This is a genomic window from Rothia sp. 27098_8_27 (genome assembly GCF_041432805.1).
Classification (GTDB): Bacteria; Actinomycetota; Actinomycetes; order Actinomycetales; family Micrococcaceae; genus Rothia; species Rothia mucilaginosa.
Window position 1 is genome coordinate 802319 of record NZ_JAPWAJ010000001.1, and the last position, 14938, is coordinate 817256.

At 62.0% G+C, this 14938-nt stretch carries 13 protein-coding genes; 7 read left to right on the top strand and 6 right to left on the bottom strand.

Features of this window, described 5'->3' with window-relative positions; genetic code table 11:
* Positions 1 to 65: 65 nt before the first annotated feature.
* On the bottom strand, positions 66 to 1034 hold the full coding sequence (locus O3675_RS02970) for a PHP domain-containing protein (protein ID WP_371570879.1): 969 nt from the start codon (positions 1032 to 1034) through the stop codon (positions 66 to 68).
* A 215-nt stretch (positions 1035 to 1249) separates the two neighbouring features.
* On the opposite strand from O3675_RS02970, the gene O3675_RS02975 reads away from it, so the two are divergent.
* Entirely contained in the window at positions 1250 to 2779 is a 1530-nt protein-coding gene (locus O3675_RS02975) for an aminopeptidase P family protein (protein WP_005505257.1), read from the top strand.
* Positions 2780 to 2926: 147 nt separating this feature from the next.
* Here O3675_RS02975 and O3675_RS02980 read toward each other — a convergent pair whose 3' ends face one another.
* Positions 2927 to 3943, bottom strand: coding sequence for a hypothetical protein (locus O3675_RS02980; protein WP_005505251.1), 1017 nt, complete (start codon positions 3941 to 3943; stop codon positions 2927 to 2929).
* A gap of 130 nt (positions 3944 to 4073) precedes the next feature.
* On the opposite strand from O3675_RS02980, the gene O3675_RS02985 reads away from it, so the two are divergent.
* The 3 genes from O3675_RS02985 to O3675_RS02995 are packed head-to-tail and all read left to right on the top strand — an operon-like array spanning position 4074 to position 7519.
* Positions 4074 to 5402, top strand: a complete 1329-nt coding sequence (locus tag O3675_RS02985) for a magnesium transporter MgtE N-terminal domain-containing protein (protein ID WP_049337302.1) — start codon at positions 4074 to 4076, stop codon at positions 5400 to 5402.
* Positions 5395 to 6327 carry a DUF1003 domain-containing protein gene (locus O3675_RS02990; RefSeq protein ID WP_371570883.1) on the top strand — a complete coding sequence of 311 codons (933 nt, stop codon included), beginning with the start codon at positions 5395 to 5397 and terminating at the stop codon, positions 6325 to 6327. The genes O3675_RS02985 and O3675_RS02990 overlap by 8 nt, the downstream gene beginning before the upstream one ends.
* Positions 6317 to 7519 carry a P-loop NTPase gene (locus O3675_RS02995; RefSeq protein ID WP_371570885.1) on the top strand — a complete coding sequence of 401 codons (1203 nt, stop codon included), beginning with the start codon at positions 6317 to 6319 and terminating at the stop codon, positions 7517 to 7519. Before O3675_RS02990 ends, O3675_RS02995 begins: the two co-directional genes overlap by 11 nt.
* 91 nt (positions 7520 to 7610) lie before the next feature.
* Here the strand turns inward: O3675_RS02995 and O3675_RS03000 are convergent, their stop codons facing one another.
* The 4 genes from O3675_RS03000 to dapE form a co-directional block, all read right to left on the bottom strand.
* On the bottom strand, positions 7611 to 7988 hold the full coding sequence (locus tag O3675_RS03000) for a twin-arginine translocase TatA/TatE family subunit (protein ID WP_005505243.1): 378 nt from the start codon (positions 7986 to 7988) through the stop codon (positions 7611 to 7613).
* A gap of 391 nt (positions 7989 to 8379) precedes the next feature.
* Entirely contained in the window at positions 8380 to 9738 is a 1359-nt protein-coding gene (locus O3675_RS03005; RefSeq protein ID WP_371570887.1) for a hypothetical protein, read from the bottom strand.
* 5 nt (positions 9739 to 9743) lie between these two features.
* Complete coding sequence (locus O3675_RS03010) at positions 9744 to 10124, bottom strand: hypothetical protein (protein ID WP_005505239.1); 381 nt, start codon at positions 10122 to 10124, stop codon at positions 9744 to 9746.
* A gap of 104 nt (positions 10125 to 10228) precedes the next feature.
* Entirely contained in the window at positions 10229 to 11407 is a 1179-nt protein-coding gene (dapE, locus tag O3675_RS03015) for a succinyl-diaminopimelate desuccinylase (RefSeq protein ID WP_060824498.1), read from the bottom strand.
* Between the two features lie 101 nt (positions 11408 to 11508).
* Between dapE and dapD the strand changes: the two genes are divergently transcribed.
* The 3 genes from dapD to galE all read left to right on the top strand — a co-directional run bounded on the left by dapD (position 11509) and on the right by galE (position 14884).
* Positions 11509 to 12474: a 2,3,4,5-tetrahydropyridine-2,6-dicarboxylate N-succinyltransferase gene (gene dapD / locus O3675_RS03020; RefSeq protein WP_049337291.1), complete on the top strand. Its 966-nt coding sequence runs from the start codon at positions 11509 to 11511 to the stop codon at positions 12472 to 12474.
* 310 nt (positions 12475 to 12784) lie between these two features.
* The gene (locus O3675_RS03025; protein ID WP_371570890.1) at positions 12785 to 13669 is read left to right on the top strand and encodes a DUF4253 domain-containing protein; all 885 of its coding nucleotides are present in this window, start codon (positions 12785 to 12787) and stop codon (positions 13667 to 13669) included.
* Between the two features lie 201 nt (positions 13670 to 13870).
* Entirely contained in the window at positions 13871 to 14884 is a 1014-nt protein-coding gene (gene galE / locus O3675_RS03030; RefSeq protein ID WP_005508490.1) for a UDP-glucose 4-epimerase GalE, read from the top strand.
* The last annotated feature ends 54 nt before the right edge of the window (positions 14885 to 14938 follow it).

A 14938-nucleotide genomic window follows, 5' to 3' on the forward strand; every position in this document is an offset into this window, starting at 1 on the left:
AGCACGTGTTAAGAGTGTGGGGCGGGTTCCTTTACCGGGAACCCGCCCCACACTCTTTCGTCTTACTACTGGGCCGCCAGCTGCTCGCGGATACGCGCCACCGTCACCGCATCCGTCGTATTCTCACCCAGCAGGTTCGGCTTACCCGCGCCGTGATAATCGCTCGAACCCGTCACCAGCACCTCACGGCCCGCCGCACGCTGACGCTCAATGAACTCCAGCAGACGCGCCCGGTCCTCCGGAGAGTTCTCACGGTGATACACCTCCACACCCGCCAGGCCAGCATCCACCATCAAACCCAGATACTCCAGGCTCAACGCGGGTCCACGCATCGTACTCATCGGATGCGCAATCACCGGCACACCCCCAGCCTCACGCACCAGACGCACCGCCTCCAGCGGGTCCAGCGCATCCTGGGGCACATAGTAGGGGCTGCCCGTGTACAGCAGCTTCGCAAAAGCCTCAGAACGATCAGCAACCACACCGGCAGCAACCAGTGCATCAGCAATATGGGGACGGCCCACCGCCGTGTTCCCCTCCCCCACTTGCGCCAACACGTCATCCCAGGTCAGCGGGTAGTCGGCGGCAAGACGGCCCACAATAGCCTGCGCACGGCCCTCACGGCTGGCACGAATCGCCTCCACACGGCGCGCCAACTCCGAACCCACCGTGTCAAAACCATAAGCGAGCAGATGAATAGTCTTCGTGCGTGCGCGGCCCTCACCGTCGGTGTACCGGTAACGGCAGGAGAACTCGGCACCCGGCAGAAAATCTAGACCGTACTCACCCGCCAGCTGAGCCGCCTGCGCCCAACCAGCCGTCGTATCGTGATCAGTCAGCGCGAAACCCGCCAACCCGGCGCGAGCAATCAGCGGCACCAGCTCGGTCAGGCTCTGCGTGCCGTCAGAAATAGCGGAGTGAATATGCAGATCGTAACGCCCGGCACGGTTCAGGTTTTCAGGCGCGCCCGATTCAGCGGGCTGCGGTGCCTGCTGCGCATTAGGTGCACTATTTCGGTGTTCTGTCTGCGTCATATTCTCTCCTTCCCCGCCCCTGCTAGTTCATCGCCGCCTCAGCGGGGTTTAAGGCATGTCATCTACTCTTCTGATTCAACCCTACCAATATCGGCGGCACAATATCGGGCACCCGGTCGCAGGTCAAAGATATATTCTGTCCCACCGCACCCTCTCTTATGGTCAAAAGCGCTAATACACCTGCCCACCTGTGGTGAAGGCGATATGATTAACCCATGACTGAGAACAACGAGAAGAGCACCGAAGCTCAGAAGACTGACCACCGCAGCACCCCTAAGGCGTCTGCGTTCACCGAATTCATTGCTAAGGACTGGGCCAAGGCCGAAGATGACGGCTACACCCGCGAGCCCGTAGCAGACTACGCAGCTGAGCGCCGCGCCAAGATCTCCAAGGCATTCCCCGGCGAGCGCCTCGTCCTGCCTGCAGGCCCGCTGAAGGTCCGCTCCAACGACTGCGACTACCGCTTCCGCCCCCACTCGGCGTTTGCGCACCAGACCGGCCTGGGCATCGACCACGAGCCTGACGCCGTGCTGATCTTCGAGCCCGTCGAAGAGGGTACCGGCGACAACGGCTCCAACCACGAGGTCACCCTGTACTTCCGCCCGCTGGCTGGCCGCGACACCACCGAGTTCTACGCGGATGCACGCTACGGCGAGTTCTGGGTTGGTCCCCGCCCCACCCTGAAGGAATTCTCCGAGCGCTTCGGTCTGCGTACCCGCGACCTGTCCGAGCTTGAGGTTGCTATCACCAAGAACGCCGGTAACCAGGGCCTGGGCGGCGTGAACATCCGCCTGGTCCGCAACGTTGACCCGGCTGTTGACGCGCTGGTTGACACCTCCCGCTACAACACCGGCGTGGAGCTGGAGCAGGCTGACAAGCTGGACTCCGAGCTGGCTGTGGCTCTCTCCGAGGCTCGCCTGATTAAGGACGCTATCGAGGTTGAGAACCTGCAGCGTTCCGTTGACATGACCGTCAAGGGCTTCGAAGAGGTCATTCGTGCACTGCCGAAGGCTAAGGAGCACCACCGCGGTGAGCGCGTCGTTGAGACTGCGTTCTTCTCCGTGGCACGTACCGACGGTAACGACCTGGGCTACGACACCATCGCAGCGTGCGGTAACAACGCAACCATCCTGCACTGGATCCGTAACAACGGCACCGTCGATGACGGCAAGCTGCTGCTGCTGGACGCAGGCGTTGAGGACGACACCCTGTACACCGCAGACGTGACCCGCACCTTCCCCGTGAACGGTAAGTTCACCGAGGTTCAGGCGAAGGTCTACAACGCTGTGCTGGATGCCGCTGACGCCGCATTCGCTGTGGCTAAGCCGGGTACCAAGTTCTACGAGATTCACGAAGCTGCCATGAACGTTCTGGCGCACCGTCTGGAAGAGTGGGGCCTGCTGCCGGTTTCCGCTGATGTTTCGCTCACCGTTGAGGGCGGTCAGCACCGCCGCTGGATGCCGCACGGCACCAGCCACCACCTGGGTCTGGACGTGCACGACTGCGCGCAGGCAAAGGCTGAGCTGTACATGTGGGCTGAGCTGGAGCCGGGCATGGTCTTCACCATTGAGCCGGCCCTGTACTTCAAGGACGAGGACCTGTCGGTTCCCGAGGAGTACCGCGGTATCGGTATCCGCCTGGAGGACGACGTGCTCTGCACCGAGGACGGCAACGTGAACCTCTCCGCTGCACTGCCCCGCACCGTTGAGGGCATTGAGGAGTGGATGGCGAAGCTGGCGAAGTAACGTCTAGCTCTCAGTTACGTTAGTAACGTTTTATAGGGAAAGCCCCTCACCGATTCGTTCGGTGAGGGGCTTTCGCGTGTCTTCTAAGTGCTGTCTTCTATGCCGGTTTCCCGCCGTTGTGGGTGGCTACCGCCATTGCAGGTTCGGTTATTCGGAGTCCTGCGAGGAGTTATCGTGCGAGGACTTATCGTGCAGGCCCTGCGGGCGCGGGGTCGGACGCTGCGGCTTGGGCTGAATCAGCTTCGCGTATTCTTCCGGGTCGTCCACGCGCAGACCGTACCGCTGTGCCGGGCGCTTCTGCGGCTCCGACTTCTGTGCATCCGACTTCAGGGCGGTCGCCGGTTCAGTGGTTGCCGGCTCCTGGATAGCAGGCTGAGAAGGCTGAGCGGGCTGAACGGTCTGCGTAGGCTGGGTGGGCGCGGGCATGTTCTGCGCCGCGCTCTGAGCCACCGCGTTCTGCGCGGTCGCATCACGCTCGGGCAGGTTCTGGTTCGGCGCCGGCTGGCTACCCGCCTGCGCACGGTACGAGGGAGCCTTCGGGGCGCCGGTCGGAACCGGTGCGCCATTCATCGAGACGGTACTCTGAGCGGCACGCGCCTGCGAAGCCTCCGGGGCTGCCGCCGCACGAGCAGCCGCAACCGCCGCCGAGAAGCGAGGGTGCGCACCCAGCACGCGGCGCGCATCCTGAGCGTACTCCGGCAGAGCGTACATCACGGTACGCGAGGGGATCGCCTCGGTACGCATCGGGTAACGAACACCGCGATTACGACGAAGAATATACATCTGCCACAGCACAAACACAGCCACCGACAGCGGCACGTACCTTAGCGCCACCGACGTAAAAGAGTCACCGGTCAGAGTCAACAGCACCGAAAACACCAGGCCCATCGACGCGCCCTGAATCGCCGCAGAAATCAGGGCACGACCATAACCGGGCTGCACCGGGTACTCCACCTGGCGGATACCGTCATTGACCAGGTACAGCGCCGTGACCGGATAATCCTGCTCGCTGAGCACATCGAAAGCGGCGAGCGCATCATCGTGACGAACGAAGGAGGCGATCGCCTCACCGGCGGGCAGGGGCTTGCCCTGAGCCTGCGCTAGGCGCGAGGCCAGATATGAAGAAGGCGGGGTCGAGGGAATATTCGGCAGGTTAGAAGTCATGGCTCCTATTCTACCGCCCGCCCTAACCCTGGACCCGGTGGGCAGTCAGCTCTTCTACAGGCGTAGCAAACACCTGTTCAATTCGGCTTCTCAAAGTGCGAATCCCCGCGGCGGGGCGTACCCTAGAGAGGTGAGCAATTCGAAGTTCAGCACCCCCAGCAAGATTTACATTGCCCGCCTTTTGGGCCTCGACGTTTTTGACCCCTTCGGTGACCGCCTCGGCCGTCTCCGAGACGTCGTCGTGCTCAAACGCGGCCTGGGCGCATCCATTGCGGGCGCCCGCCCCGCCAAGGGCACCGAACCCATTGTTGTCGGCATCATCGTTGAGGTGCTCGGCAAGAAACGCGTGTTCATGCCCATGACCCGTGTGCGAAGTATCGACGCTTCACAGATCATTTCGACCGGCCTGGTGAACCTGCGCCGCTTTGAACAGCGCAACTCTGAGACTCTCATCGTGGGTGAGCTCTTTGACCGCCGCGTGCGTCTGCTCGACGGCAGCGGCGACGCCGTTATTGAGGACGTCGCGATTGAGCAGCGCCGCAACGGCGACTGGGGCGTGACCGAGCTGTTCGTTTCCCGCGTCAGCTCCTCCTCCAGCACGTGGCGCCGCCGTTCCAAGGAGACCCTCATCGTCGACTGGGACGAGGCGGTGCTCTCCACCGACGTGGAACCGCAGGCGGCAACCGCGTTCGTCGCGAACCACGAGAACTCCAAGCCCGCCGACCTTGCGGACGCCATCCACGAGATGAGCGATAAGCGCATGGTCGAAATCGCCGCCGAGCTGCAGGATGAACGCCTCGCGGACGTTCTGCAGGAGCTACCTGCCGAGGACCAGGTGCAGATTCTGTCGCACCTGGACGACGAGCGTGCCGCGCAGGTCCTCGAAGAGATGGAACCGGACGACGCCGCCGACCTGCTCATCGAACTGGACGATGCCCAGCGTGAAAAGCTGCTCGAGCTCATGGAACCCGACGAAGCAGACGACGTGCGTCGACTGCTCGAATACGACGAAGGTACCGCCGGTTCGCTCATGAACCCGGTGCCGATTATCCTCTCCCCGGAGGCGACCGTTGCGGAGGCGCTCGCGCACATCCGCGCCGAGGAGATTCCTCCGGCGATGGCGGCTGCCGTCATGGTGACCCGCCCGCCCCTGGAAACCCCGACCGGCAAGTACCTGGGTCTGGTGCACATGCAGAAGCTGCTGCGTGTGCCGCCGAGTGAGCCGATTGGTCACATCCTCGATACCGACACTGAACCTGTCTCTGACCAGGCAAGTTTGGAAGAGCTGGCACGCGTGCTGGCGACCTATGACCTGACCATCGTTCCCATTGTGAACGAATCGCACCGCCTGGTAGGCGCAGTGACCATCGACGACGTGCTCGATGCGCTCCTGCCCGAAGACTGGCGCACTTACGATGATGGAACTCCCGTACGAAAGGTAGGACGACGCTTTGCCTGAATCGAACCGCCGCGACGCAAACCGTACCGAAGAGAACCCCCGCATCGATAAGGCGCGCATCCTCAAGGACCGCCTGGAGAAGAAGTACGCTGAACGCAACCGCGAGCGCGGCGACTCCCGCCCGCAGCGTAGCGACTCGCAGCTGAGCACCCCCGGCACCCGCAAGCCGAAGCTGTTCTCGAGCCCCAACCCGGATGCTTTCGGCCGCATGACCGAGGGTTTCGCACGCTACATGGGTACCCCGCAGTTCCTGATGTGGATGACCATTTTCTGTGGCGTGTGGCTGGCGTGGAACTCCCTGGCGCCGGAGGAGATGCAGTTCGACCCGCGTAGCCTGAACTTCACCCTGCTGACCCTGATGCTGTCCCTGCAGGCTTCTTACGCTGCTCCCCTGCTGCTGTTGGCGCAGAACCGTCAGGATGACCGCGACCGCGTGGTGGCCTCTGAGGACCGTAAGCGTGACCAGCAGAACCTGGAGGAGACCCAGTACCTGACCCGCGAGATTGCTTCGCTGCGTATTGCTCTGCGTGAGGTTGCGACCCGTGACTTCGTCCGTAGCGAGCTGCGTGACATTCTTGAGGAACTGCAGAACATTGCGCAGGAGCAGGAGCGTCACGCCGAGCAGCTGCAGGACATCAGTGAGGACATTGAGGACCTGGAGGAGGCTATCGACGATATCGATATCTCCGAGGGCGAGGAGAAGGACGCCGAGGAGCAGGGCGCTGAGGGAAAGAGCTCTGAAGGCAAGAACTCCGAGGGTACCGAGAACGGTACCGATAAGGCTTCTGACAAGGCTGAACGCCCTGCGAAGGACTCCGCACAGGATCCCCACCGAGGCGATTTGAGCCAGCCTCAGAGCCGCGAATCCCAGCAGGCACAGCAGCAGGCAGAGCGCACCCGTGAGGGAGGCGCCCGTGACCGCTAATTCGCCCCTGCAGGATGCGCTCTACGCGGCTCTTGCCCGCGTCGAGGATCCCGAATTGCGCCGCCCCATTACGGAGCTGGGCATGGTGGAGACTGCACTCGTGCATCCTGAATTGGATGAGCACGGTGAGCCGATTCCCGGCCGCCACTGGGCGGAGGTCACGGTGCTACTCACCATTGAGGGTTGCCCGCTGAAGAACACCATCGAGCAGCAGGTTCGTGACACCGCCGCCACCGTTGAGGGTGTTGAGCGTGTGCAGCTGCAGGTAGGTGCGATGGACCCGCAGCAGCGTTCCGCCCTGCGTTCGATGCTCAAGCCGGAGCGTTCCAATCCGTTTACCGCGCCCGGTTCGCTGACCCGCGTGTTCGGTGTGGTGTCCGGTAAGGGCGGTGTGGGCAAGTCCTCCATGACCGCGAATCTTGCCGCCGCGTTCGCTTCGCGCGGGCTTGCGGTGGGCATTATTGACGCGGATGTGCACGGCTTCTCCATCCCGGGTCTGCTGGGTATTACCGACGCCCCGACCCGCCTGGATGACCTGATTCTTCCGCCGACCGTGGATGTGCCCGCCCCCGCCCAGCGTTGGGGTGAGCAGAAGGTCAGCGGCGGCTTTATTCGCGTGATTTCTATCGGCATGTTCCTCAAGGGTAACGAGCCGGTGGCGTGGCGCGGCCCCATGCTGCACCGTGCTCTGGAGCAGTTCATCATGGACGTGCACTTCGGCGCCCTGGATGTGCTGCTACTCGATTTGCCGCCTGGCACCGGCGATATTGCCATCTCCATGGCTCAGCTGCTGCCGAATGCGGAGCTGGTGCTCATTTCCACCCCGCAGCACGCCGCGGTGGATGTGGCGGAGCGTGCCGGTACCCTGAGCTTGCAGACCGGTCAGAAGGTCGTGGGCGTGGTGGAGAACATGGCTGCCATGACCCTGCCGGACGGTACCGTGCTCGACATGTTCGGTTCTGGCGGCGGTCAGGTGCTCGCTGAGCGTCTTTCGGAGGCGCTCTCCTACCCGGTACCGCTGCTCGGTTCCGTCCCGCTGGATGTGAACCTGCGTACCGGCGGTGACGATGGCATGCCTGTCGTGTGGGGTCACCCCGACTCCGCCACCGCAGAAGAAATCCAGTCCATCGCCTCGCAGCTGCTGCAGTCGGGCGAGTCGAGGGCGGGTCAGAACCTGCCGCTCTTCGTTTAGAGATTGAGCGTCTAGAAGCTGACGGCCAAACAGCTGAGAATAGAAAGAACCCCGCACCATCACGGTGCGGGGTTCTTATCTATTCAAAATCTTAGGTTGCGTCCACGTCGAAGGGGGCGTATGCGCCTCGCGGAAGAGCACGGCTCTCCGACTTTTCCTTCTCCTTCAGCAGCGCCTCTTCACGTTCCTTCGCCTCACGCTCACGCTCGGCGTCATCCTCAGCGAATGCCTGCTTCACAATCACGCGCGGATCGTACTGGCGGGGGTCGTACTGGCGCCAGTTAATATCTTCCAGACCCGTCTCGCCCAGGGCTTCCTTGAAGTCGTCCTTCGCGTCGAACGCCATGCGGCGCACAGTCTTGACGAATTCACGAATCTGGCGGGCGTATTCGGGCATGCGTTCGGGGCCAATCACCACAAACGTGATGATGGCCAAAATAATCAACTCGGTGCCACTAATACCAAACACAGAATATAGATTATCAGTTCCGAGCCAGCACCGCCGAACCCGCGGCGCTTTCTGGACGTGTCTTTAAGCTCTGGACAAGCAGAAGGCGTACGCTACAGCACCGCGGAAGGGCATTGCGCCCACGGCTAAGAACGCCACATCAGCGGTTTACGGCGGATAATCTCCACCGCCGGGTTAAAACGATGCGGCTCCAACCGCAAACACGCCCGCCTCCCGAACGCAAAAGACCGCCGGCAGCACACCGGCGGTCTCCAGTCACGATATTCGGTTTACGGCGGGTAGTCTCCACCGCCGGGTTAAAACGCTGCGGCTCCAACCGCAAACACGCCCGCCTCCCGAACGCAAAAGACCGCCGGCAGCACACCGGCGGTCTCCAGTCACGATATTCGGTTTACGGCGGGTAGTCTCCACCGCCGGGCAGCTGCTTCCAATGCCACAGCCAGCCAACCCAGCCCCACTGCGCACACGCATCCGCCACCAACAACGCCCAACGATACGCCCGCGAACGGCTCGCCGCCGCCACCACAATCACCAGCGGAAACAACGGCAACAACAGACGGAACGTCGACGACTGCGGATTCAAAAACAGAATCAAATACGCAAAATAGCTCAGGCACCACAGGTTCAACGGAGCCGCCAAAACCCTACGCGCCAGAGGGCTCAAACACAGAGCAATAAAGCCCAAAATCAGCAGAGTCAGCAGCACCGGAGCCGCATACCCAAAGTACAGGTACCCCTGCGAAAGCCACGGCTGAATCGGCGCCAAATGGGTACCGCGCCACGCCGTCTCCGTGGCGGTGTACGCATCCACACGGCCCGTAGCCCACCACGCAATCGCAGGCCACACCAGCGCACACGCACACACCACCAAGGCGCTGACCAGCTGCCCCAGATGACGCACAAACGCCGCACCCATACCCGACTGGCGGCTCGAACGCACCCAGCACGCAAACCACCACAGGCCGGCAGCCGCGCCCAGGGGTACACCCACCGGGCGGGACAGGCACGCCAACGCCGCCACAGGAACCAGCAGGCCGTAGCGTCCCTGAACCAGGCACAGCAGCGCGCCGGTAAGGAACACCAGGTTCAGCGACTCCGCATACGGCACCTGAAGCACCGGCGCCACCGGCAAGAACGACACCAACGCCACAGCCCACATAGACAGGGCAGAAGGCGACTCCTCACTTGTGAAACCGGTCGCCTTCAACGACGCCTCAAACAGCAGGTAAATCACCCACGCCGCCGCGAAACCGGCAATCAGAGCAACCGTCGCCGCCACCGGGTAGTACCCGATGCCCGTCGCACGACTAATAGCACCGGAAAGCTGCGGGAAAATCGGGTAAAAAGCCCACTGATTCTGCTGAACCACACCCGCCGCATTCACCGGCAGCTCACTCGGGTAGCCCTGTACCGCGATCTGCTCATACCAGCCGGCATCCCAGATGCTAATGAACGACAAATAATCCAGATGCTGACCCCACGGGCTGCGCAGCTGCTGCTGACCGACCACGGCAAACACGATGAAGCCCCATAGTCGGGACAGACCGTAAATTAGCAGTACGGACAGCCAGGCGGGCAGGGCACGCAGACGCTCCCCCACCCGGTGCAGGCGCTCACCGGCGGCGGTGTACGCCCAGGTCAGCAGCTCATCAAAGGACTCGCTCCGTTCCTCGCCGGAGGCGGGGGTGGCGGCACCCTGCACAGGAGAATACGCGGGGGAAGCACTATTACGTTCAGGCGAAACACTCACGGGCGTTAGTTCCCCTCAGCCTGCGGGTTCTTTCGCTTCTCCACAAAGTCATGCGCGCTCAAGGTGCTCTCCGCATCATCAGACAGGGGAACCGCACCGCGGCGAACCGGCTCAGCGGCAACCGCGTTAGCATCAGCAGATTCTGTAGCCGAAGCGGCAGCCTCCGCGGCGGGTGCGTTCTCGAGTGCTTTGTCATCTTCGGGTGCACCGACGAGAGGAGCGATAAAGCCGAAATCCTCCACACGGTCAAAGGTGCCCAAACCGTCACGGCCCACGCCGCTGAAGAACGCGGCACCGGGCACGGCACGCTCACCGGAGAGCGCCACAACGGAGAGCACCGCAATGCCCGAAATCAGCAGGGCAAGCAGAATCAGAAGAAAGTTCATGTCAATCTCATATCATGCAGGACCGTCAACCCCTGACGGTCACCTAAATTCAAATAGTAGCGCCAGCACCGGCAGAATCAGCACCAACAGAGTTAGCGCCGCGGCTAGTCCTCGTCGCGGTCGCTGAGCAGCCAGGCACGCAAATCGGCGTGGCAGCGGGTCAGCTGGCTAAAGCTCACGTGCTCGTTATCGGTGTGAGCCAGCAGAGCGTCACCGGGGCCGAAGTTCACCGCGGGAATACCGATCTCGCTCAGGCGCGCCACGTCCGTCCAACCGTACTTCGGTTGAGGCTCCTGTCCCACCGCCTCAATCAGGGAAGCCGCCAGCGGGGTGTCCAGGCCGGGGCGAGCCGCCGGGGAAAGATCCACAAAATCCAGCTCGTATCCGGCGAAGACCTCACGCACGTGGGCGACCGCCTCATCCAGGGTCTTATCAGGGGCAAACCGGTAGTTCACGTGCATTGCCGCCGCATCAGGAATCACGTTACCGGCAACACCACCAGAAATCTGCACCGCGTTCAGACCCTCACGATAGTCCAGGCCCTCCACCGCAATAGTCTTCGGTTCGTAGGAGGCGAGCGCCGCCAACGCCGGTGCCAGTGCGTGAATTGCGTTCTCGCCGCGCCATGCACGACCCGAGTGGGCGGCAAGGCCGCGGGTGCGCACGAAGAAACGCATGGTGCCGTTGCAACCGCCCTCAATGGTGCCGTTGGTCGGTTCAAGCAGCACACCGAAGTCTGCGTCAGTGATGAGCTCGCCGTGGTTGCAGATCAGACGCGCCAGGCCGGAGAGTTCGCTGGCGACCTCTTCGTTGTCGTAGAAGATGTAGGTCAGGTTGTAGTCGGTGTCCTGCGCGGTCAGTTCGGCGGCAAGCTTCAGCTGAACCGCAACGCCGCCCTTCATGTCGGTGGCGCCGCGACCGTAGAGCACGCTGTGGCCGTCCTCTTCACGCACCGTGGACGGCACGGTACCCAGCGAACCCTCAACGGTGGGCAGGGGCACGGTATCCAGGTGACCGGCAAGAATAATGCGGGTGCGTTCCCCCTCAACGCCGGGCAACGGCGGGAACTCGGTGCGGGCGATAATGGCATCCCCGTCACGGGTCAACTGCAGGTGCGGGCAGAACGACAGCGCCATGTGCACGGCGTCAGCAATTGGCTGCTCATTGCCGGAAACCGACTCGTAATCCAGCAGGGCACGCGTCAGCTCGGGCATGGACACGTCCAGGTTCAGGGGCGGCTGCGGTACAGGGTGACGCTCAGAAATATTCGGGGAAACGCTCATCCTTCCACCTTACAGGTTCCCCGGTACACACACCCGCGCCCACAACGCCCATATCGAGCATATGAGACGGTCTTGAAGGGGCTCTCACCCCCAAAACTATAATGGGAGGCATGTCTGAAAACACTCCCCGTTACGCCTCCGGCGTTGCACTGGTCAATGTTGTTGTCTCTGGCGAGCACGCCGGCACCGTCCTGGATGCCTGGTTCCCCGCTCCCTCCCTCACCCAGACCCCCGACCTGTCCATCGCGGACGAGCTGGAGGAACTGGCCGCCGAGCACCCGGCGCGCAATGCCCGCACCGAGGTGCGTACCGCATCCATCAACCTGGATGAGGCACCCGAAGATGCGGTCGACGCGTACCTGCGTCTGCACCTGCTCTCGCACACTCTGGTTCGCCCCAACGAGCTGAACCTGGACGGTCTGTTCGGCACCCTGGCGAATGTTGCGTGGACCAACCACGGCCCGGTGCTTGCCGCCGAGTTCCAGAAGCTGGCGATTGGTCTGCGCAAGCTGGGCCACCTGAGCGTGAGCCACATTGATAAGTTCCCGCGCCTGGTGGATTACGTGGTTCCCGCCGGCGTGCGTATTGGCGACGGTGACCGTCTACGCCTGGGTGCGCACTTGGCGTCCGGCACGACCGTGATGCACGAGGGCTTCGTGAACTTCAACGCCGGTACCCTGGGCACCTCCATGGTTGAGGGCCGTATTTCTCAGGGCGTTGTGGTGGGCGACGGCTCGGATGTGGGTGGCGGCGCCTCCACGATGGGTACCCTCTCCGGTGGTGGCACTCAGCGCGTCTCTATTGGTGAGCGTTCTCTGCTGGGTGCGGAGTCCGGTATCGGTATTGCCCTGGGTGATGACTGCGTGGTTGAGGCTGGCCTGTATGTGACCGCTGGTTCGCGCGTGAGTGTTCTGCTGCCCGGTCAGGAGGCGCGCGTGGTGAAGGCTGCGGAGCTGTCCGGCGTGTCGAATCTGCTGTTCCGCCGCAATTCGATCAGCGGCGCGATTGAGGTTCTGCCGCGTGCGAAGAACACCGTGGAGCTGAACGAGGCGCTACACCTGAACTAGTCTGCACTTGAACTAGTCTGCACCTGGACTAGTCTGCACCTGGACTAGCGCTGGTTGCCCTTGCGAACGTTGGGGGTCGGCCCGCGAACTTTAGGGATCGGCTTTAGGGGTCGGGATGTGTGAAGCATCCCGGCCCCTTTTCTGCGCCCGGTGTTCCCTCGTCCGCCGCTCTTACAGGCTGGGCGCGAATCCGCGGCGGCTACGATGACCGTTTTCAGGGCATACGGCTCGGGCTTTCGCTAGGCTGGTAGTACCGGGTACAGCGTACCCGCCATGACTGACCACTTGTACAGTTCAGAGAGGAACTCAGATGCCTGAATCAACTAAGTCAGAGTCGACGATGAGCGAAACCTACCGGCACTTTACGCGCCTCTTCCCCTACCCGCACGAGCGTATTGCGGTGGGCGCTCCTGCCGCTGATGCCATGGCTCGTTACGATGAGCTGGCTAAGCTGGGGCGCGCGGAGGGGTTCGTCCCCTTCTTCCTGAACCTAAACGATACGGTGCTTGAAAGCATGGTCATTGCGGTATCCCTTGAGCACGACATTATCGACGATGTTGAGACTCTAACCCCCGAGCAGGTGAGCGCCTACACTCGTGCTGTCCTGCAGCGTTACCGTACCGCCCGTGGTGGCGCCTCCGCCGAAGAGTACGGTAGCGCCGCCATTGCTCAGCAGTTGCGCCAGGTTATGGACGATGGCGAAGAGACTCACGAGGACGACCCGGACGACTTCAACCTCAACGAGCTTGTCGACGAGTTTATGAGCTCCGATTTTCTGCCCGATGAGGAGCCCGAAGATGACGCCCCGACTCTTTCCGCCCTACTCTGCTATGAGCTCCTGGATGAAGAAGAGAAAGGCGAGATGCTCCTGCTACAGATTCCGACCGATGACCCCGCCGATATTCCCGCGTACCTGCCCTTCGGCGGCTGGAATGACTGCCCGGACGCTCAAACGCAGCTGGCATTCACCCACTATTGGCGTGAAAAGTACGGTGCCATCCCGGCGGCTCTTGACGGTGCTGACTGCCTGGAGTTTCTGGTGGAACGCCCCGTAGCAGACCCGGTCGAGGCGAAGAAGGTGGCGGTCGAGCAATTCGCATTCTGTTCCGATCTTCCGTTCCAGGTGTTTGAGGATTTTGAGCAGCTGACGGAGTTTATTCACCAGAGCCGCCAGTGGTATTTCTGGTGGGATTAGACGCAAACTATACAGCGAGGTGGGGGCGAGTGGCGACACACCTAAAGAACGCTTCCCACATGCTCACACCAGAGTGCACAAGCGCACAGTGTCCCGCAGTACTTACACCCCATGCACAGCTGTACCATTAGATACAGCTCAACAGCTTTTGTCCCCCATCCGGAGCACTTTTTCCGGATATATAAAGCCCGAAAGGACATCATGAAGGTACTCGTTACCGGCGGCGCCGGCTACATCGGCTCCCACACTGTACTTGAACTGCTCAAGGCAGGCCACGACGTCGTCGTCATGGATAACCTCGCGAACTCTTCCGAGGAGTCCCTCAAGCGCGTCGCTGAACTCGCTGGCCGCGCCCCCGAGTTCCACAAGGTTGATCTGCTCGACCTCGAAGGCATGAAGGCTCTCTTCAAGCAGGTTCGCCCCGACGCTGTGATTCACTTTGCGGGTCTGAAGGCTGTGGGCGAGTCCGCAGAGAAGCCGCTGTGGTACTACCAGACCAACGTGGCTGGCACCCTGAACCTGCTGTACGCAATGGACGAGGCTGACTGCCACTCCATCGTGTTCTCCTCCTCCGCTACCGTGTACGGTGAGCCCGAGTCCATGCCTCTGATCGAGAAGATGAACATGGATGCGCAGTCCTGCTACGGCCGCACCAAGGAGCACATTGAGGACATGCTGGTTGACCTGGCTGCTTCCGATCCCAAGTGGAACATTGCTCTGCTGCGTTACTTCAACCCCGTTGGTGCGCACGAGTCCGGCCGTATTGGTGAGGACCCGGCGGGCATCCCGAACAACCTGGTGCCCTTCATCGCGCAGGTTGCTGTGGGTCGCCGCGAGCACCTGAACGTCTTCGGTAACGACTACCCGACCGTTGACGGTACCGGCGTGCGCGACTACATCCACGTGGTTGACCTGGCTGATGGCCACCTGAAGGCGCTGAACTACATTACTGAGCACGGCGGCCTGCACACTTGGAACTTGGGTACCGGTAACGGTTACTCGGTTCTGCAGGTTCTGCACGCGTTCGAGGAGGCGTGCGGTAAGGAGCTGCCGTACAAGATTGTGGATCGTCGCCCCGGTGACGTTGCGGTCTCTTACGCTGATCCTTCCTCTGCTCTGGCGGATCTGGGTTGGAGCGCTAGCCGCGACATTAAGACCATGGTTCGCGACCACTGGAACTGGCAGAAGAACAACCCCAACGGTTACGAAGCCTAAGCTGTTTTAGCCCCTTGTGAGGGGTGTTGAAGAGTGCCCGATAGGTGTTATCTC